This is a genomic window from Mesorhizobium sp. M0491, assembly GCF_040321265.1.
GTDB lineage: Bacteria > Pseudomonadota > Alphaproteobacteria > Rhizobiales > Rhizobiaceae > Mesorhizobium.
This window is the reverse complement of sequence record NZ_JAMYRE010000003.1, coordinates 71,306-90,433: the sequence shown is the minus strand read 5'-3', so window position 1 is coordinate 90,433 and position 19,128 is coordinate 71,306. Positions and strand designations below refer to the sequence as shown.

Below are 19,128 nucleotides of genomic sequence, written 5' to 3'. Positions count from 1 at the left end.
GCTGCCCTATCCTTTTTTCTTCGCGGCCGGCTTCTTCGCAGCCGGCTTCTTGGCGGCTACTTTCTTGGTTGCCGGGGCCTTGGCCGCCGCTGCCTTGCGGAACGGCTTCTTGCCGCCGCCGCCCTTGGCTTCCTTCTCGGCAATCAGCGCCAGCGCGTCCTCGATGGTCACCGACTGTGGATCCCTGCCCTTGGGCAGGGTGGCGTTGACCTTGCCGAAATTCACGTAAGGTCCGTATTTGCCGTCGCGCACGACGATCTTGCCGCCGCCATCGGGATGGTCGCCAAGCTCCTTGAGCGCAGCGGCAGTGCCGCCATTGCGTCCGCCCTTGCCCTTCAACTGCTTCTCGGCGATCACCGACACGGCGCGGTTGAGGCCGATCGAGAACACGTCCTCGATGCTCTCGAGATTGGCATAGGTGCCGTCATGCAGCACGAACGGACCGTAGCGGCCGAGCCCGGCCGAGATCATCTTGGCCGTTTCCGGATGCTGGCCGACATCGCGGGGTAGCGACAGCAGCGCCAGCGCCTTTTCGTGATCGATCGATTCTGCCGTCCAGCCCTTGGGCAGGCTGGAGCGCTTGGCTTCCTTGCCGTCGCCGCGCTGCAGGTAGGGGCCGAAGCGGCCGCTCCGCAGCGTGATTTCCTCTGACGTGTAGGGATCCTTACCGATGACCTTGGTGCCGTCCTCGCCGCCGCCATTCTCGCCATTCGGATTGGCGGCGTCGCCGAGCTGGCGGGTGAAGGAGCATTCGGGATAGTTGGAGCAACCGACGAAGGCGCCGAACTTGCCGAGTTTCAGCGACAGATTGCCGGTGCCGCATTTCGGGCAGATGCGCGGGTTCGAACCGTCTTCGCGCGCGGGAAACACCAGCGGCGCCAGTTCCTCATTGAGCGCGTCGAGCACGTCGGTGACGCGCAGTTCCTTGATGTCGGCGACGGCACCGGAAAAATCCTTCCAGAAATCGCGCAGCACGTCCTTCCAGGCGAGCTTGCCGTCCGAGATCTCGTCGAGCTTTTCCTCGAGGGACGCGGTGAAGTCGTACTCGACATAGCGCTTGAAGAAGCTTTCGAGGAAGGCCGACAGCAGCCGGCCCTTGGCCTGCGGCACCAGCCGGCGCTTGTCGATGGTGACATAGTCGCGGTCTTCGAGCGTCTTCAGGATCGCCGTATAGGTGGAAGGCCGACCGATGCCGAGTTCTTCCAGCTTCTTGATCAGCGACGCCTCGGAATAGCGCGGCGGCGGCTCGGTGGTGTGCTGGGTGGCATTGATCGCCTGGCGGGCAAGCTGCTCGCCGGCGCGGATTTCGGGCAGGCGACGATTTTCCTCGTCTTCCGTATCGTCGTCCTTCTGGTCGGTGTAGGCGGCAATGAAGCCGTCGAAGCGAACGACCGAGCCGACGGCGCGAAGCTCGGCGGTGCGCGATCCATTGACCGCTTCGATCTCGGCGGTGGTGCGCTCGATCTCGGCCGACTGCATCTGGCTGGCGATGGCGCGCTTCCAGATCAGCTCATAGAGCCGCATCTGGTCGGAATCGAGATATTGCCTGACCGATGCCGGCGTGCGCATGAAATCCGTCGGGCGGATCGCCTCGTGCGCTTCCTGGGCGTTCTTGGCCTTGGCCGTATACTGGCGCGGCTTTTCCGGCAGGTATTTTGCGCCGAATTCCTTGGTAATGGCGTCGCGTGCGGCGTCGATCGCCTCGGGTGCCATCTGCACGCCGTCGGTTCGCATATAGGTGATGAGACCTGTGGTCTCGCCGCCGATCTCCATGCCTTCATAGAGGCGTTGCGCCACCTGCATGGTGCGGCTGGCCGAGAAGCCGAGACCTGACGAAGCGGCCTGCTGCAGGGTCGAAGTGGTGAAGGGCGGGCCGGGATTGCGCTTGGTCGGCTTGGCTTCCACCGACACCGCCTTGAAGGTTGCGCCATCAAGCATCGACTTGATGTCGTCGGCCTGCGCCTTGTTGGAAATGTCGAGCTTTTGCAGCTTCTTGCGGTCGAAGGCGGTCAGCCGCGCTTCAAAATTCTCGTTGCGCGGCGTGCCCAGCAGGGCGGCGATCTGCCAGTATTCCTCGCGGATGAAGCGCTCGATCTCGGATTCGCGGTCGCAGACGAGACGCAACGCAACCGACTGGACGCGGCCGGCCGAGCGGGCGCCCGGCAGCTTGCGCCACAGCACCGGCGACAGCGTGAAGCCGACGAGATAATCCAGCGCCCGGCGGGCGAGGTAGGCATCGACCAGCGGTGCATCGATCTGGCGCGGATTGGCCATCGCCTCCAGCACCGACGATTTGGTGATGGCGTTGAAGACGACGCGGCTGACCGGCTTGTCCTTCAGCGCGCGCTTCTGCTTCAGCACTTCCAGCACATGCCAGGAAATCGCTTCGCCTTCGCGATCCGGATCGGTGGCGAGGATCAGGCCGTCGGCGTCCTTGACCGCCTTGGCGATGTCGGCGAGGCGTTTGCCAGAGGCGGTGTCGACCGCCCAGGACATGGCGAAATCCTCATCCGGACGCACCGAGCCATCCTTGGCCGGCAAATCCCTGACATGGCCGAACGAGGCCAGAACCTTGTAGTTCTTGCCGAGGTATTTGTTGATTGTCTTCGCCTTGGCCGGCGATTCGACGACGACGACGTCCATGAGGTCTCATATCAGCTGTGGTGCGGCAGAAGAATTCCGCTGCGCGCGACGAAATCTCGTTCTATTTGTCGCTCACATGGCCGCGCTTTTGCATCCGGTCAAGGGGAAGCGCCCAAATTGCGGGCCGGTCCGCAGCAATACACTCTAAGAGTGTATGGAGAAAATCACAGAATTTTGGGAAAGGGAGATGTGGTGCCGAGCCGGCGAAAACGACCTGGTTTCACTTTTCCACCGAGTCGCGGAGTGACGGCCGGGAATAGCGTCGGTTCGACGCCAGAACGGCTGATTGATGCTGGCCGCCGGCGGCATGAAGCGATGCCCGGCGACCAGTCAGCAGGCGGGACTGGGATAGAGTGGCTTAGTCGGCCTTGACGATGTGCCAGACTTCGCCGACGCCGTCGCCGGTCACGTCGCCGGGCTTCTTGTCCTTTATGAAGGTGTAGACCGGCTTGCCGTCATAGGCCCACATCTTGGTGCCGTCGGTGCGGTCGACAACGGTCCATTCGTCATCCGCCTTGGCGCCGGCTTCGGCCTTCAGCGGCGGCCAGTTGGTGGCGCATTTGTCATAGCAGTTGGTCTTGCCCTTCTCGTCCTTGTCATAGGTGTAAAGCGTCATGCCGTTGGCGTCGGTGTAGATCTTGGTGCCATTGACCTCGGCTTCCTTCCACGCGTCGGCGGCGAAGGATGCGGCTGTGCTGAGTAGAAGCGCTGCCAGTCCTGCGGTTATGGTTTTCATGGAAATCTCCCTGACTGATATCTGGAGACGCGCGGGAAATCGCGGCCTCACAGCATCAACGCCTGCGGGCTGTGGTTTCTTCCTGGCAAGTGCGTCGGGCAATGGATGATCTTGCCAACACAATGGTGATTGGTGGACAAGGCTGCGCGTCGCTATATCGGCGTCACGGCATTGGAGTTCTTGGAAATGGCATTGGACATCGGCTATGTCAGCGCGATCGGGGCGGGAGCTATCTCGTTCCTGTCGCCTTGCGTGCTGCCGCTGGTGCCGCCTTATCTCTGTTATATGGCCGGCGTGTCGGTCGACGATTTCCGCGGCAATGCCGGTGCGACAGCGCGTGAAGGCGCACGCGGCGCGCTGCTCTTTTCCTCGATCGCCTTCGTGCTCGGCTTCTCGACCGTCTTTGTCGCGCTGGGCGCCGGCGCCTCGACCATCGGCCGGCTGCTGCGCGTCTGGCAGGAGCCGCTGGCAATGGGCGCCGGTGTGCTGATCATCCTGATGGGCCTGAATTTCCTCGGCATCCTGCGCATTCCGCTGCTGTCGCGCGAGGCGCGCTTCCAGTCGCAGGGCAAGCCGGCAAGTGCCGTCGCGGCCTATGTCATGGGACTGGCCTTCGCCTTCGGCTGGACGCCCTGCATCGGCCCGGTGCTGGGGCCGATCCTGACGCTGGCAGGTGGCCGCGAAACGGTGGGCGAGGGCGCGCTGCTGCTCGCCGCCTATTCGCTCGGGCTGGGCATCCCATTCCTGATCGCCGCACTGTTTTCCGGCGCCTTCATGCGCTTCCTCGGCAAATTCCGCGTCCATCTCGGCCGCGTCGAAAAAGCGATCGGCGCGCTGCTGGTCGTCGCCGGGGTGTTTTTCCTCACTGGTGGCGTGCAGACGGTGTCGTATTGGCTGCTGGAGAATTTTCCGGTGCTGGGGCGGCTGGGGTAGGTTTGATCTAAATTTGGATGCGGCTCACCGCAACGCGGTCACGAGCTACCGTGGGATCGCTGAGAACTCGCTCGATCCAAGAATGGGTATCCGGACTTGGAAAAGCGATCTTGCCAATCGCCGTGGTGTCATTTTGCCAAATTTCTTCGCGCATTAATCCTCGATCTTTCAGCTCCTTCAGGCATTCAAGCGTTGCCATGGCAATGGGCGCAAATCGCACTATCTTTTCGATATCGAATCCTGCCTCCCGAATGTCGCGAGCCAAAGTTACAACCGCGAAATGTGATGCTGTTTCGGCTTCGCTGTATCCGCTCTCGAGAGACAGTAGCGCGACACCTGCTCCGTAGGGGGTGATGTCAACGCCAAGATACCTTGCAAAGTTCTCTACACTACCAAGCCTTGAATTTTTCTGGTCGGCGCTCGAAACAATTTCTCGCGAGATATTCGACTGCTTTTTTGAAAACGGCCACATGTGAATTATCCCCGAGACGATTAGAAAATTTAACATGATCTAACAGCACCGGCTATCGCTTTGCTTTTGCTTAGGGCGACGCGGATGCCTACGGCAACGCGGATCGAATCCTGAACGCCTCCGCTCCCACCTCACCGGAATTTAACCGCATTGGTGAAGCATGGCGCCACTGCTAGCATGCTTTGATTCCCAACCCTTTCATATGGTTGTCGTTCCATGAGCCAGAGATCCTGCCTGTCCGTCATCCTTGCCGCCGGCGAAGGCACGCGCATGAAGAGCGTGCTGCCGAAGGTGCTGCACCAGATCGCCGGCCTGCCGATGGTCGCCCATGTGGTGAAGGCAGCCGAAGCCGCTGGTGCCGGCAGCCAGGCGCTGGTGATCGGCCATGGGGCCGAAGAGATGCGCAAGGCGGCGGCGAAATTCGCTCCAAAGGCCGAGACCTTCGTGCAGGACAAGCGCCTCGGCACCGCGCATGCCGTGCTCGCCGCGCGCGATGCGATATCAAAGGGTTATGACGATATCCTGGTGATGTTCGGCGACACGCCGCTGATCGACGCCGATGCGCTGACCGTGGCGCGGCTGAAACTGGCGGAAGGTGCGGCCGTCGTGGTGGTTGGCTTCCGTCCGCCCAGCCCGACGGGCTATGGCCGGCTGATCGAAAAGGACGGCAAGCTGGTCGCCATCCGCGAGGAAAAGGATTGCTCCGAGGAGGAGAAAAAAATCGGCTTCTGCAATGCCGGGATGATGGCGGTAGCCGGCGCTCACGCGCTGACGCTGCTCGATCAGGTCGACAACAAGAATGCCAAAGGCGAGTATTACCTCACCGACATTGTCGAGATCGCCGGCGCGCGAGGCCTCGATGTCGTCGCCACCGAAGCCAGCTTCGAGAGCGCGCTCGGCATCAACAATCGCGCCGAACTGGCGCAGGCCGAGGGCATCTGGCAGGCGCGCCGCCGCCATGAGGCAATGCTGTCGGGCGTGACGCTGATCGCGCCGGAGACCGTGTACTTCTCGCACGACACCGAGATCGGCGCTGACACCATCGTCGAGCCCAATGTCTGGTTCGGCCCGGGCGTGAAAATCGCCACGGGCGCCAAGATCCATGCCTTCAGCCATATCGAGGGCGCCACCATTGCGTCCAATTGCGATGTCGGGCCGTACGCGCGGCTGCGGCCGGGCGCGGATCTCCGAAACAAGGCCAAGGTCGGTAATTTCTGCGAGGTCAAGCAGGCGGTTATCGAGGAGGGCGCCAAGGTCAACCATCTGACCTATATCGGCGATGCCCGCGTCGGCGCGGGTGCCAATATCGGCGCCGGCACCATCACATGCAATTACGACGGCTATTCGAAATTCTTCACGGACATCGGCGAGGGCGCGTTCATTGGCTCCAATTCGTCGCTGGTGGCGCCTGTCACCATCGGCAAGGGCGGCTACATCGCCTCGGGCAGCGTGATCACCGAAAGCGTGCCCGACGACGCGCTGGCCTTCGGCCGCGCCCGCCAGAAGACGATTCCAGGCAAGGGCAAGGAATTGCGCGAGCGCTTTGCTTCGGCGGCGGCGGCGAAGAAAAAGGCTGCTGGATAACGGGCGTTAGCCGGAAGTCTTCGCGTCCTTGCCGAAAGCGGCTGTGACTTCGATCTTGCCGACGATCGCCTTGTTGAATTCAGGGAGATCTTCGGCCGGAATCCAGTATTCCAGATGCGCCTTGCTGCCAGCGTGCTCGACCCGGTAGCGGTCGAGAAAGCTCTTGAGAACGTCGAACCGGGTGACGAACCCCGAGCCGCTGGCCGGCACGTTCCAGTCGCGTGCGATCTGCACCGCATAGGCTTCGGTCGTCACGGGATAGAAAATGGGCTGCTCGGGCAGGCGCGGCGGAAACGCCTGCATCCCCGAGGCCTGGATCAGTTTCAGTTCCCTGGGGCCGACAGGGCGCCAGAGGGTTACGGTGGGCTTGCTCTCGCTCATGGCAGGGCTATTAGCGAGATATCTCTCTGGTGAAAACCATCGTCTGAAAACCGAAGCCTGACAAACCGAACGATTGCAGTAACCGGATTGCAAGGCGGCCTGTCATGGTGCATCGACAGAATGAGCGTTCCGTTATACGGGACGAAATGCAATGTGACTTTCCACGGCAGGCCGGCCATCCCTAAATAGCGCTGGTTTTCCGGGGAATCGGGGGCTTTCTGCATGTGCGGTATCGTTGGAATCGTCGGCCACTCGCAGGTTGCGCCGCTCATCGTCGATGCGTTGAAGCGGTTGGAGTACCGCGGCTATGACTCGGCCGGCGTCGCCACCATCGAGCGTGGCGAACTCGCCCGCCGCCGCGCCGAAGGCAAGCTGATCAACCTGGAGCGCCGGCTCAAGGACGAGCCGCTCGACGGCACGATCGGCATCGGTCACACACGCTGGGCGACGCATGGCGTGCCCAACGAGACCAATGCGCACCCGCATTTTTCCGATGGCGTCGCCATCGTCCACAACGGCATCATCGAGAATTTCGCCGAACTGCGCGCCGAGCTGATCCGCGACGGCTATTCTTTTTCGTCGCAGACGGACACCGAGGTCGTGGCGCATCTGGTGGCGCGCGAACTCGCCAGGGGGCTGAAGCCGGTTGATGCCGCGCACCAGGCGCTGAAGCGGCTGGAAGGCGCTTTCGCGCTGGCCATCATGTTCAAGGGCGATGAAGACCTGATCGTCGGCGCGCGCAACGGTCCGCCGCTGGCTGTCGGCCATGGCGATGGCGAGATGTTTCTGGGTTCAGACGCCATCGCGCTCGCCCCGTTCACCAATTCGATCACCTATCTCGAAGATGGCGACTGGGCGGTGGTGCGCCGCGACGGCGTCACCATCTTCGACATCGACGGCACAAAGGTCGACCGCAAGCGCCAGCAGTCCCTCTCGACCAGTTTCATGGTCGACAAGGGCAATAGACGCCACTTCATGGAGAAGGAAATCCATGAACAGCCCGAGGTGATCTCGCACACGCTGGCGAATTATCTGGATTTTGTCGGCGGCGTCTCCAAGCCGCTCGACCTGCCTTTCGATTTCGCCAAAATCGACCGGCTGGCGATTTCGGCCTGCGGCACCGCCTATCTCGCCGGCCTGATTGGCAAGTACTGGTTCGAGCGCTACGCGCGACTGCCGGTCGATATCGATGTCGCTTCGGAATTCCGTTACCGCGAAATGCCGCTGTCGAAGAACGATGCCGCCTTCTTCATCTCGCAATCGGGCGAGACCGCCGACACGCTGGCCTCGCTGCGCTACTGCCGCAAGGCGGGGATGAAGATCGGCGCCGTCGTCAATGTGCGCGAATCGACCATGGCGCGCGAATCCGACGTCGTGCTGCCGACGCTCGCCGGGCCGGAAATCGGCGTCGCCTCCACCAAGGCGTTCACCTGCCAGTTGTCGGTGCTGGCATCGCTTGCCGTGCGGGCTGGCGTGGCGCGCGGTACGATCTCGAAGGAGCAGGAAAAGACCTTTGTGCGCGAGCTTTCGGAAGCACCGCGCTATGCCAATCAGGTGCTGAAGCTCGACCATCAGATCGAAAAGACCGCGCGCGACCTCGCTCACTATAAGAACGTGCTCTATCTCGGCCGCGACACCAATTTCCCGCTGGCCATGGAAGGCGCGCTAAAGCTCAAGGAAATCTCCTATATCCACGCCGAAGGCTATGCAGCCGGCGAACTGAAGCACGGCCCGATCGCACTGATCGACGAGAACATGCCGGTCATCGTCATCGCGCCGCACGACCGCATTTTCGAAAAAACCGTGTCGAACATGCAGGAAGTGGCGGCGCGCGGCGGCAAGATCATCCTGATCACCGACAGCAAGGGTGCGGCACTGACGAGCGTCAAGACGATGGAGACGATCGTGCTGCCGGACGTGCCGGAAATCATCTCGCCGATCATCTACGCGCTGCCGATCCAGATGCTCGCCTATTTCACCGCCGTCTTTATGGGCACCGACGTCGACCAGCCGCGCAATCTGGCGAAATCGGTGACGGTGGAGTAGGCCTCATCCTTTCGTCATCCACGGGCGGAGCGGGAGCGAAGCTCCTGCGCAGACCCGAGGATCCATTCCGGGACGGTATGGCGGATCAAAGCGGTGCAGAACTTGGCGCTACCACCCAGTCCCGCGGAAAAGCTCGAACCACTCCGGATTGACCTTTTCGATCAATTCAATCTTCCACTGACGCGGCCAACGTTTCAGCGACTTCTCGCGCTGGATCGCATCGGATCGTTTGTGACGCCAATATAGATGGTGCCGCGTTTCCGGCTCGCAGTTAAATAGACATAGCCCGTCATGAACGAAGTATAGCGACCGAAGGATTCGCCGACCATCTTGAGGGGTTGCGTTCTTCGGCCGACGTCACGGAATGGATCCTCGGGTCTGCGCCGCGTCGCTTCGCTCCTTGCTCCGCCCGTGGATGACGAAGGGGAGGGATGTTTCGGCTAATCGCGAACGTATGCTGCTTCCGTTTGGATTGCTTCGCTGGAAGCGGCGGCATAATCGGCTCTTTAAAAACTTCGCAGTTCCAAAACTTCGTCCGGTTCACTAATGTTGCGCTGCAACCCGCGCCTCCGGTGAATCATGTCCGACGCTCCCAAGACTTCCGGCGTGACCCGGCTGAGGAACTATTTCCTCACGGGCTTCATTGTCTGCGCGCCGCTGGCGATCACCGCCTACATTGCATGGTCTTTCATCGGCTGGGTCGATTCCTGGGTGAAACCCTATATTCCGGCCCGCTACAGCCCTGACACCTATTTGTCGTTTCCGGTGCCGGGGTTCGGGCTGATCGTCGCGTTGATCCTGATCACGCTGATAGGCTTCCTGACGGCCAACATAGTCGGCCGCGCCATCGTCAATTTCGGCGAGCGCCTGCTTGGCCGCATGCCGCTGGTGCGCGGCATCTATGGCTCGCTGAAGCAGATTTTCGAGACCGTGCTGTCGAACAAGGGTGACATGTTCCGCCAGGTCGGGCTGGTCGAATATCCGCGCAAGGGTGTGTGGTCGCTGGTGTTCGTCGCCAGCGAGAAGGAAACCGAGATCAACCAAAAGCTCGACCAGGAAGGCGATCCGCTGATTGCCGTGTTCATGCCGTGCACGCCGAACCCGACCACCGGATTCCTGATGTATGTGCCGAAGTCGGACATCGTGCTGCTCGACATGACGATCGAGGACGGCGCCAAGCTGATCGTCTCGGCCGGGCTGGTGGCGCCCGAGGTCAAGCAAATGGTTGTCGTGAATGGCGAGCCGATCGAGGGGATGCTCGCCAACCCGTCGGTTGCCGCCCTGGCTCAGCCGGCGCGCAGGAGCCGCACGGCCTCGTCGCGGCCGAACAAATAAAGCAGCAGGCGCAACGCCTCGCCACGCTGCGATTGCAGCTCCGGGTCGCGCGACAGGATCAGCCTGGCATCGTCGCGGGCGGCCTCCAGAAGATCGGCATGCGCCTCGATGCGCGCCACCTGGAAACCCGGCGTGCCGGACTGGCGGGTGCCAAGCAATTCGCCTTCGCCGCGCAGCTTCAGGTCCTCCTCGGCGATCAGGAACCCGTCCTCGGTCTCGCGCATCACCGACAGCCGGCGTTTCGCGGTCTCGCCGAGCGGGTCCTTGTAGAGCAGCACGCAGGAGGAGGGCTTGTCGCCACGCCCGACCCGGCCGCGCAACTGATGCAATTGGGCGAGGCCGAAGCGCTCGGCGTGCTCGATGACCATGACGGTGGCGTCCGGTACGTCGACGCCGACCTCGATGACCGTGGTGGCGATCAGGATGCGTGTCTCGCCCTGCTTGAAGGCGCGCATCGCCTCGTCCTTGTCGGCACCTTTCATGCGGCCGTGAACGAGCCCGATACGGTCGCCGAACAATGGTTTCAGCGAGGCGAAGCGGTCCTCGGCCGACATCAGCTTGATTTCTTCGGATTCCTCGACCAGCGGACAGATCCAGTAGATCTTCTGGCCGCCGGCCACCGCCTCGACCATGCGGCCGATCAGTTCATCGAGCCGCTCCAGCGGCAGAGTAACGGTACGGATCGGCTGGCGGCCGGCCGGTTTTTCCGTCAGTTTCGACACGTCCATGTCGCCGAAAGCGGTCAGCACCAGCGTGCGCGGGATGGGAGTGGCCGTCATCACCAGCATGTCGGGCGCATCGCCCTTGGCGGTGATGGCGAGCCGTTGATGGACGCCGAAACGGTGCTGCTCGTCGATCACGGCAAAGACCAGGTCGTGGAACATGACCGTCTCCTGGAACAGCGCATGGGTGCCGACGACGATGTCGATCTCGCCGCTTGCCAGGCCGGCCAGCGTATCAGCGCGTTCGCGGCCCTTCTCGCGGCCCGTGAGGATGGCGATGCGCAGCCCGACCTTGGCGGCAAGCGGCGTGATGGTCGCCAGATGCTGGCGCGCCAGGATTTCGGTCGGTGCCATCAAGGCCGCCTGGCCGCCAGCCTCGACAGCCCGCGCCATGGCCAACAGCGCGACGACCGTCTTGCCGGAGCCGACATCGCCCTGCAGAAGCCGCAGCATGCGCTCGGGATCGGCGAGGTCGGCATTGATTTCGGCCAGCGCGAACTCCTGGCTCGGTGTCAGCGAATAGGGCAGTGCGGCTCGCAGTTTTTCGACGATGCGGCCGTCGCCGACCAGAGGGCGGCCGGACAGGCGGCGGACTTTTGCCCGCACCAGCGCCAGCGAGACCTGGCCCGCCAGCAGCTCATCATAGGCGAGGCGCCGCCAGGCAGCGCCATCGACGGAGACATCGATCGGGTCGGCCGGATTGTGGATGCGGGCAAGCGCGCCGGCAAAGGAGGGAGACGTGTGGCGGCGCATGAAAGCGCCGTCCTGCCATTCGGGAAATTCGGGCACACGCGCCAGCGCCTGGCCGATCGCCCGGCGCAGCACCTTGCCCGAGAGCCCGGCTGTCAGGGGATAGACCGGTTCGACCAGCGGCAGGTTTTCCGCCTCGCTGGCGAGCGCGATGTGGTCGGGGTGGACCATGCTCGGGCGGCCGTTGAACCATTCCATGCGGCCGGAGACCACGACATGCTCGCCCTCGGGCATCGCCTTTTCGAGATAGGAAGCGTGAGCATGGAAGAAGGTCAGCGCGATCTCGCCGGTGTCGTCATGGGCGAAGACCCGGTAAGGCACCGACCTGTTGCCGCGCGGCGGCGGCTGGTGGCGGTCGATGCGCACCTCCAGCGTCACGATCTGGCCCTCCGCGGATCCTGCGATGCCCGGCCGGCTGCGCCGGTCGATGACGGTGTGCGGCAGCACGAACAGAAGGTCGCCCGCGCGGGCGGGGCGGTCACCCAGATCGGCCGGGACAACCTTCTCGATCAGCGCGCCGACTTTCGGTCCGACGCCGGCAAGCGAGGTGATCGGGACAAACAAGGGATCGAGGATGGAAGGTCTCATCTGAGAGAAACCATGCGGTGTCTGCGCTCACCCCCCTCTGGCCTGCCGGCCATCTCCCCCTCAAGGGGGGCGATTAGCAGTTCTGACCTCGCCCGCCTTGCGCAGTTGGAAATTGGCGAAAGCAGTCGTGCCATACGATCTCCCTCCTTGAGGGGGAGATGTCCGGCAGGACAGAGGGGGGTGCTAGCGCCGATACTGTCAGGAATGTTCGTCACACCGAGATGTTAGACGCCAACCGGGCCGTTGCAAGGCTGACAGCCCCTTCTATCCACGCTATATGCGCCCGCAGCAAGCAAGGATGCGGCACGATGACCGGAACGACGAGATCAAGCGAGGGGCTCGACGTCCGCCGCCGCAAGCTTCTGTTTCGCTCCTGGCATCGCGGCATGCGCGAGATGGACCTTATCCTCGGCACCTTCGCCGACGCTGAGATCGGCGCCTTGACCGGCGACGAAATCGACCAATATGAGAGGCTCCTCGACATTCCCGATACCGAATTCCTGCCCATGGTCACCGGCGAACGCCCGGTTCCGGCCGATATCGATTGTGCCGTCCTGCAAAAGATCCTGGCTTTCCGCCAGTCCATGACATTTTGAACAACGACAGTCTGAACGACGTGATTTCATGAGCCTCATTCCCACCATCGGTCTGCCGAAAGGCCGCGCCGGCCAGTTCATCGTCGACGGCGTCGCCGACGGCTACGAAGCCTTTGCGCTGGTGCAGGCGGCACTCGAGATCGCGCCCGACAAGCCGGTTCTGTTCGTCGCACGCGACGGTCAGCGCCTGCCGGCGATCATCGAGGCGCTGTCTTTCGCGGCCCCCGGCCTGCCGGTGCTGGAACTGCCGGCCTGGGATTGCTTGCCCTACGACCGCGTCTCGCCCGGCTCGGATGCGGCCGCCAAGCGCCTCGATGCACTGACCGCCATGATCGCGCTGGCGAAGAAGCCGCACCGCGCCGTCATCCTCACCACCGCCAACGCGCTGCTGCAGCGCATTCCGCCGGCGGATCTCGTCGAGGCACAGACCTTCCACGCCAGGCCCGGCAACCAGATCGACATGAACGTACTGGTGTCGCGACTGGAAACGTCCGGTTTCGAGCGCGTGCCGACCGTGCGCGGTATCGGTGAATTCGCGGTGCGGGGCGGCATTCTCGACCTGTTCGCCCCCGGCTGGACCGAAGCGCTCAGGCTCGATTTCTTCGGCGACACGCTGGAATCGATCCGTGTCTTCGATGCCGCCACGCAGCGCACCACCGGTCAACGCAAGTCGATGGCGCTGCAGGCGATGAGCGAGGTGGCGCTGACGGCGGAAACCATCAGCCGTTTCCGCCGCTCCTATATCGAAGCCTTTGGCGCTCCACAGCGCGATGACGGGCTCTATGCAGCAGTCAGCGAAGGCAGGCGGTTTGCCGGCATGGAACACTGGCTGCCGTTTTTCTATGAGCGGCTGGAGACGGTGTTCGACTATCTGCCTGACACGCCTGTCATCTTCGACCATCTGGCGCATGAGGCGCTGGCCGAGCGCCACACGCTGATCCTCGACCATTACGAGGCGCGCAAGAAGCAGGCGGACGGTGCCTTGAAGGACGCCGTGCCCTACAAGCCGGTCGCACCGGACCTGCTCTATCTCTCCCCGGAAAACCTGATTGCCTCGCTAGGGCCGCGTGAAGCGATCGACTTCACGCCGTTTGACGCGCCTGACGCCGGCGCGAAAAAGGTTTTTCATGCCGGTTCGCGCCTTGGCCGCAGCTTTGTCGAGGAACGCGCCGATCCGAACGCCAACGTGTTCGATGTCGTCGTCAAACACATCGCTGACGAGCGCGCAGCGCGCCGCCGCATTGTCATTGCCGGCTGGACCGAAGGCTCGCTCGACCGGCTTGGCCAGATCCTTGCCGAACACCATCTCGGCAACCTCAAGCAGGTGGCGACGCTGGCGGAAGCCGAAAAGCTCGAACCGGGTCAGGCGGCCTTGGCCGTGCTGCCGCTCGAATCCGGCTTCGAGACCGAAAAACTGGTCGTCGTCGCCGAACAGGACATTTTGGGCGACCGGCTGATCCGGCGCTCGAAACGCAAGAAGCGTCCCTCGGATTTCATTGCCGAGGCCTCGGCGCTCTCGGCCGGCGACATTGTCGTCCACGCCGACCACGGCATTGGCCGCTTCATAGGCCTGCGCACCATCGAAGCGGTCGGCGCACCGCATGACTGCCTGGAAATCCACTATGCCGGCGACGACCGGCTGTTCCTGCCGGTGGAAAACATCGAACTCCTGTCGCGCTACGGTTCTGATACGGCCGAGGCGACGCTGGACAAGCTTGGCGGCGGCGCCTGGCAATCGCGCAAGGCGCGGCTGAAGAAACGTCTGCTCGACATGGCCGGTCAATTGATCCGCATCGCCGCCGAGCGGCAGATGCGCTCCGCACCGCCACTGGTGCCGGCAGAAGGCCTCTATGGCGAGTTCGCCGCGCGGTTCCCCTATGAGGAAACCGACGACCAGCAGACAGCGATCGACTCGGTACGGGACGACCTTGGCGCCGGCAAGCCGATGGACCGGCTGATTTGCGGCGATGTCGGCTTCGGCAAGACCGAAGTGGCGCTGCGCGCCGCCTTCATCGCGGCGATGGAAGGCTTTCAGGTGGCGGTTGTGGTGCCGACGACATTGTTGTCGCGCCAGCATTTCAAGACCTTTTCGCAGCGTTTCTCCGGCCTGCCGATCCGTGTCGGCCAGGCGTCGCGGCTAGTCGGCGCCAAGGAACTGGCCGAGACCAAGAAAGGTATCGCCGAGGGCCAGGTCGACATCGTCATCGGTACGCATGCGCTGCTCGGTTCCGCAATCTCGTTCAAGAACCTTGGCCTGCTGATCATCGACGAAGAGCAGCATTTTGGCGTCAAGCACAAGGAGCGGCTGAAGGATTTGAAGACCGACGTGCACGTGCTGACGCTGTCGGCGACGCCGATCCCGCGCACGCTGCAACTGGCGTTGACCGGGGTGCGCGAACTGTCGCTGATCGCCACGCCGCCGGTCGACCGCATGGCGGTGCGCACCTTCATCTCGCCCTTCGATCCGCTGGTCATCCGCGAGACGCTGCTGCGCGAGCGCTATCGTGGCGGCCATTCCTTCTATGTGGTGCCGCGCATCAGCGATCTCTCGGAAATCCATGATTTCCTGAAGGAATCCGTGCCGGAGTTGAAGGTGGCGGTGGCCCATGGCCAGATGCCGCCGGGCGAACTCGACGACATCATGAATGCCTTCTACGACGGCCAGTACGATGTGCTGTTGTCCACGACCATCGTCGAATCCGGCCTCGACATCCCGACCGCCAACACGCTGATCATCCATCGCGCCGACATGTTCGGCCTGTCGCAGCTTTACCAGTTGCGCGGCCGCGTCGGCCGCTCGAAGGTGCGCGCCTATGCGCTGTTCACGCTGCCGGCCAACCGCAAGCTGACCGACACCGCGGAGCGGAGGCTGAAGGTGCTGCAATCGCTCGATACTCTGGGCGCCGGCTTCCAGCTCGCCAGCCACGATCTCGATATCAGGGGCGCCGGCAATCTTCTCGGCGAAGAGCAGTCCGGCCACATCAAGGAGGTCGGCTTCGAGCTCTACCAGCAGATGCTGGAAGAGGCTGTCGCCGAGGTGAAGGATTCCGGCGAGGTCCAGGATGGCGGCTGGTCGCCGCAGATTGCCGTCGGCACGGCGGTGATGATCCCGGAAAGCTATGTTCCGGACCTGCAGCTTCGGCTGGCGCTTTATCGCCGTCTCGGCGATCTCGAGAACACCGAGGAAATCGACGCTTTCGGCGCCGAGCTGATCGACCGCTTCGGCCCGCTGCCGGAAGAGGTCAAGCATCTGCTCAAGATCGTCTTCATCAAGGCGCTCTGCCGCAAAGCCAATGTCGAGAAGCTCGACGCCGGGCCGAAGGGCGTCGTCATTCATTTCCGCAAGCGCGAATTCTCCAACCCGGTTGGGCTCGTCCGGTTCATCGGCGAGCAGGGCTCGCTGGCCAAGATCCGGCCGGACCACAGCGTCGTCTTCGTACGCGATTGGCCAACCCCCGAGAAGCGATTGGCGGGCTCGGCGGTGGTCATGACGCAGTTGGCGCGGCTGGTGGAGAAGGCGGCATAGCCCGCCCGGACCATTCGCCAGCGCTTGAATTCCGGTCTAGAATAGGAAATCGGCTTCGTGTATGGAGCCGCGATCCCCAAATGGGGGCGGGAATGGCGGAGTATAGGCCGCTGGAAAGAGCGTTGGGTGCAGCGATGACGAAATGGTCGCCGAATTCGTGGAGAGCAAAGCCGATCAAGCAGGTCCCTGCCTATCCGGACCTTGCCGCGCTGAAGAACACGGAGGCCCAGCTCGCAACCTTTCCGCCGCTGGTTTTTGCCGGTGAGGCGCGCAAGCTGAAGAAGCAGCTCGCTTCTGTCGCCGCCGGTGACGCATTCCTCCTGCAGGGCGGCGATTGCGCCGAGAGCTTCGCCGAGCATGGCGCGGACAACATCCGCGACTTCTTCCGCGTCTTCCTGCAGATGTCCGTGGTGCTCACCTTCGCCGGCGCGCAGCCGGTGGTGAAGGTCGGCCGCGTTGCCGGCCAGTTCGCCAAGCCGCGATCGTCCGACAACGAGACCAAGGGTGAGGTGACGCTGCCCAGCTATCGCGGCGATATCATCAACGGCATCGAATTCGACCCCAAGTCGCGCATTCCGGACCCCGCTCGCCAGGAGATGGCGTATCGCCAGTCGGCGGCGACGCTCAACCTTTTGCGCGCCTTCGCGCAAGGCGGCTATGCCAGCCTGGAGAATGTGCACCGCTGGATGCTCGGCTTCGTGTCCGACAGTCCGCAGGGCGAGAAATACGAGTCTCTTGCCAACCGCATCACCGAGACGATGGACTTCATGAAGGCCGTCGGCATCACCTCGGAAACCAACTACGCGCTGCGCGAGACCGATTTCTACACCAGCCACGAGGCGCTGCTGCTCGGCTATGAGGAGGCACTGACGCGTGTCGATTCGACCTCCGGCGACTGGTACGCCACCTCGGGTCACATGATCTGGATCGGAGACCGCACCCGCCAGCCCGACCATGCGCATGTCGAATATTGCCGTGGCATCAAGAACCCGCTCGGCCTGAAATGCGGTCCGTCGCTGACGCCGGACGGCTTGCTGGAGCTGATCGACCTGCTCAATCCCGAGAACGAGCCCGGCCGGCTGACGCTGATCGCCCGCTTCGGTTCCGACAAGGTCGCCGACCATCTGCCGAAGCTGGTGCGCGCGGTGCAGAAGGAAGGCCGCTCCGTGGTGTGGTCGTCGGATCCGATGCACGGCAACACGATCGAGGCCGCCGGCTACAAGACGCGGCCGTTCGACCGCATTCTGAAGGAGGTGCAGACCTTCTTCGAGGTGCACCGCGCCGAAGGCACGCATCCGGGCGGCATCCATGTCGAGATGACCGGCAAGAACGTCACCGAATGCACCGGTGGCGCGCGCGCCATCACCGCCGAGGAGTTGCAGGACCGCTACCACACCCATTGCGATCCGCGTCTTAACGCCGACCAGGCGATCGAACTGGCGTTCCTGGTCTCGGATCTGTTGAAGAAGAGCCACCCGGTGCAGCACAAGCAGGTTGCCAACGGCTGATTTTTTCGCGCAGTCCGAATAAGATCCACGAAAGGGCGTCCGAGAAATCGGGCGCCTTTTATGTCTGCGCTAGTCCAGTGTTCCCGGCACCAGCGGGCAGGGACTGTCAGTCCTTCTTGTAGAGCAGCCAGCTCTTGCCGGCCCGGGGGCCTGCCATCGTCGAGTGCCTGGTGACGCGGTTGCGGCCGCTGACCTTCGAGCGATAGAGCGCCCGGTCGGCCTTGGTGTAGAGATCTTCGGGTCCTTCGGCTTCGGACGCCATGCAGATACCCATCGAGACGGTAACGGTGCCGTAATTCGTACCGGTCTGGCTGCTGGTGAACGGCGTCTGCGCGATCAGGGCACGAATACGCTCCGCGACGTCATAGGTGGCGTCCTCGCTGGCGCCCTCGATGATCAGCGCGAACTCCTCGCCGCCGGTGCGGGCGACGAACATGTCGCCGCGAATGCTGGTCTGGAAAATATCGGCGATGCTCTGGATGATCTTGTCGCCGACCGGGTGGCCATAGCGGTCGTTGATATCCTTGAAGCGGTCGATGTCGACAAGAACCAGGGCGTTGAACAGGATACCCCTGTTGCTGTTGTAGATCCTGGTGATCTCCTTGTCGAAGGCGCGCCGATTCCAGATATGGGTCAACGGATCGGTGTCGGCCAGCCGCTTATACTCCTCAAGCTTCGACTTGACGCTCTCGAGTTCGGCCGTCTTGTCGCTGAGCGTCGAGGCCACCTGCCGGCCGTGATCGATCGTCGAATTGGTGGCAACCGCCATGGCGTTGGCGATCTTCTGCAGGAGATCCTGAGAGAGAAGGCTGCGGCCGCTGAGGCCGCTCGATGTCTCATCGAGGATCCTGCCGTATTTCTCGATGTGGCTGCGCTCGCTCCGCAGCAACGAAGCAACCTCCTCGAGCTCCCTGGCGATGACGTCTCTGGCATGCTCGACGATGCCCGGACCATGGTTGTGGGCAAAGAAAGTGCGCCCGATCTGGTCCAGTTCATCTTGTGTCGGCCGGCTGCTCAGCGAAACGACGGCGAGGCTGAGTTCGCGATTGGTGCCGCTCAGCGCCTCGTAGAAAATCTCGTAGTTGCGCGGCAGGCTGAGCACGCCCAGCTGGCGCATTGTGGCAACGACACTGGCCGCGATGTCGGTGCTTCGTTCGGTCGGAAGAGCTGCCGGCTGCATTTTTGATTCTTCCCCTCGGATTCCGCTGTAGAATTCGCGGGTTCCCTTTGTCGCCGACCTGGGGAATGCGACCGACTCCAGAACAACTTGCAAAGGGATGCGTCCCCACCCACGACCTTCGCTTGCCA

Annotated in this window: 13 protein-coding genes and 1 pseudogene; 7 read left to right on the top strand and 7 right to left on the bottom strand. The window is 62.9% G+C overall.

Annotated elements, in window-relative coordinates; all coding sequences use genetic code 11:
• Positions 1–6: 6 nt before the first annotated feature.
• Positions 7–2,643: a type I DNA topoisomerase gene (gene topA / locus NKI69_RS04295; protein ID WP_023810547.1), complete on the bottom strand. Its 2,637-nt coding sequence runs from the start codon at positions 2,641–2,643 to the stop codon at positions 7–9.
• 358 nt (positions 2,644–3,001) lie between these two features.
• Positions 3,002–3,379, bottom strand: coding sequence for a COG4315 family predicted lipoprotein (locus NKI69_RS04290; RefSeq protein WP_128303545.1), 378 nt, complete (start codon positions 3,377–3,379; stop codon positions 3,002–3,004).
• 186 nt (positions 3,380–3,565) lie between these two features.
• Between NKI69_RS04290 and NKI69_RS04285 the strand changes: the two genes are divergently transcribed.
• The gene (locus NKI69_RS04285) at positions 3,566–4,312 is read left to right on the top strand and encodes a cytochrome c biogenesis CcdA family protein (protein ID WP_023810549.1); all 747 of its coding nucleotides are present in this window, start codon (positions 3,566–3,568) and stop codon (positions 4,310–4,312) included.
• 7 nt (positions 4,313–4,319) lie between these two features.
• Here the strand turns inward: NKI69_RS04285 and NKI69_RS04280 are convergent, their stop codons facing one another.
• The gene (locus NKI69_RS04280) at positions 4,320–4,784 is read right to left on the bottom strand and encodes a hypothetical protein (RefSeq protein ID WP_023810550.1); all 465 of its coding nucleotides are present in this window, start codon (positions 4,782–4,784) and stop codon (positions 4,320–4,322) included.
• Positions 4,785–5,000: 216 nt separating this feature from the next.
• On the opposite strand from NKI69_RS04280, the gene glmU reads away from it, so the two are divergent.
• Positions 5,001–6,368 (top strand): bifunctional UDP-N-acetylglucosamine diphosphorylase/glucosamine-1-phosphate N-acetyltransferase GlmU, encoded by a 1,368-nt coding sequence (gene glmU / locus NKI69_RS04275; RefSeq protein ID WP_023810551.1) that lies wholly within the window; start codon positions 5,001–5,003, stop codon positions 6,366–6,368.
• Between the two features lie 6 nt (positions 6,369–6,374).
• Here glmU and NKI69_RS04270 read toward each other — a convergent pair whose 3' ends face one another.
• Positions 6,375–6,749 carry a hypothetical protein gene (locus NKI69_RS04270; RefSeq protein ID WP_023810552.1) on the bottom strand — a complete coding sequence of 125 codons (375 nt, stop codon included), beginning with the start codon at positions 6,747–6,749 and terminating at the stop codon, positions 6,375–6,377.
• Positions 6,750–6,971: 222 nt separating this feature from the next.
• On the opposite strand from NKI69_RS04270, the gene glmS reads away from it, so the two are divergent.
• On the top strand, positions 6,972–8,795 hold the full coding sequence (gene glmS, locus NKI69_RS04265; RefSeq protein ID WP_023810553.1) for a glutamine--fructose-6-phosphate transaminase (isomerizing): 1,824 nt from the start codon (positions 6,972–6,974) through the stop codon (positions 8,793–8,795).
• Positions 8,796–8,903: 108 nt separating this feature from the next.
• On the opposite strand, the pseudogene NKI69_RS04260 reads toward glmS, so the two are convergent.
• A pseudogene (locus tag NKI69_RS04260) lies at positions 8,904–9,088 on the bottom strand (GIY-YIG nuclease family protein).
• Positions 9,089–9,374: 286 nt separating this feature from the next.
• Here NKI69_RS04260 and NKI69_RS04255 point away from each other — a divergent pair.
• Entirely contained in the window at positions 9,375–10,130 is a 756-nt protein-coding gene (locus NKI69_RS04255) for a DUF502 domain-containing protein (RefSeq protein ID WP_027036784.1), read from the top strand.
• Here the strand turns inward: NKI69_RS04255 and recG are convergent.
• Positions 10,082–12,190 (bottom strand): ATP-dependent DNA helicase RecG, encoded by a 2,109-nt coding sequence (gene recG, locus NKI69_RS04250; RefSeq protein WP_352440273.1) that lies wholly within the window; start codon positions 12,188–12,190, stop codon positions 10,082–10,084. The two genes, NKI69_RS04255 and recG, sit on opposite strands and share 49 nt — an antisense overlap.
• A 308-nt stretch (positions 12,191–12,498) precedes the next feature.
• Here recG and NKI69_RS04245 point away from each other — a divergent pair, with 308 nt between their 5' ends.
• From NKI69_RS04245 to NKI69_RS04235, 3 genes are all read left to right on the top strand, one after another.
• Entirely contained in the window at positions 12,499–12,786 is a 288-nt protein-coding gene (locus NKI69_RS04245) for a succinate dehydrogenase assembly factor 2 (protein WP_023810556.1), read from the top strand.
• Positions 12,787–12,814: 28 nt separating this feature from the next.
• Positions 12,815–16,312, top strand: coding sequence for a transcription-repair coupling factor (gene mfd, locus NKI69_RS04240; RefSeq protein WP_352720197.1), 3,498 nt, complete (start codon positions 12,815–12,817; stop codon positions 16,310–16,312).
• Between the two features lie 134 nt (positions 16,313–16,446).
• Positions 16,447–17,820, top strand: a complete 1,374-nt coding sequence (locus tag NKI69_RS04235) for a class II 3-deoxy-7-phosphoheptulonate synthase (protein WP_013531905.1) — start codon at positions 16,447–16,449, stop codon at positions 17,818–17,820.
• A gap of 106 nt (positions 17,821–17,926) precedes the next feature.
• Here NKI69_RS04235 and NKI69_RS04230 read toward each other — a convergent pair whose 3' ends face one another.
• Positions 17,927–19,000 carry a diguanylate cyclase domain-containing protein gene (locus tag NKI69_RS04230; protein WP_023810558.1) on the bottom strand — a complete coding sequence of 358 codons (1,074 nt, stop codon included), beginning with the start codon at positions 18,998–19,000 and terminating at the stop codon, positions 17,927–17,929.
• Positions 19,001–19,128 lie beyond the last annotated feature (128 nt).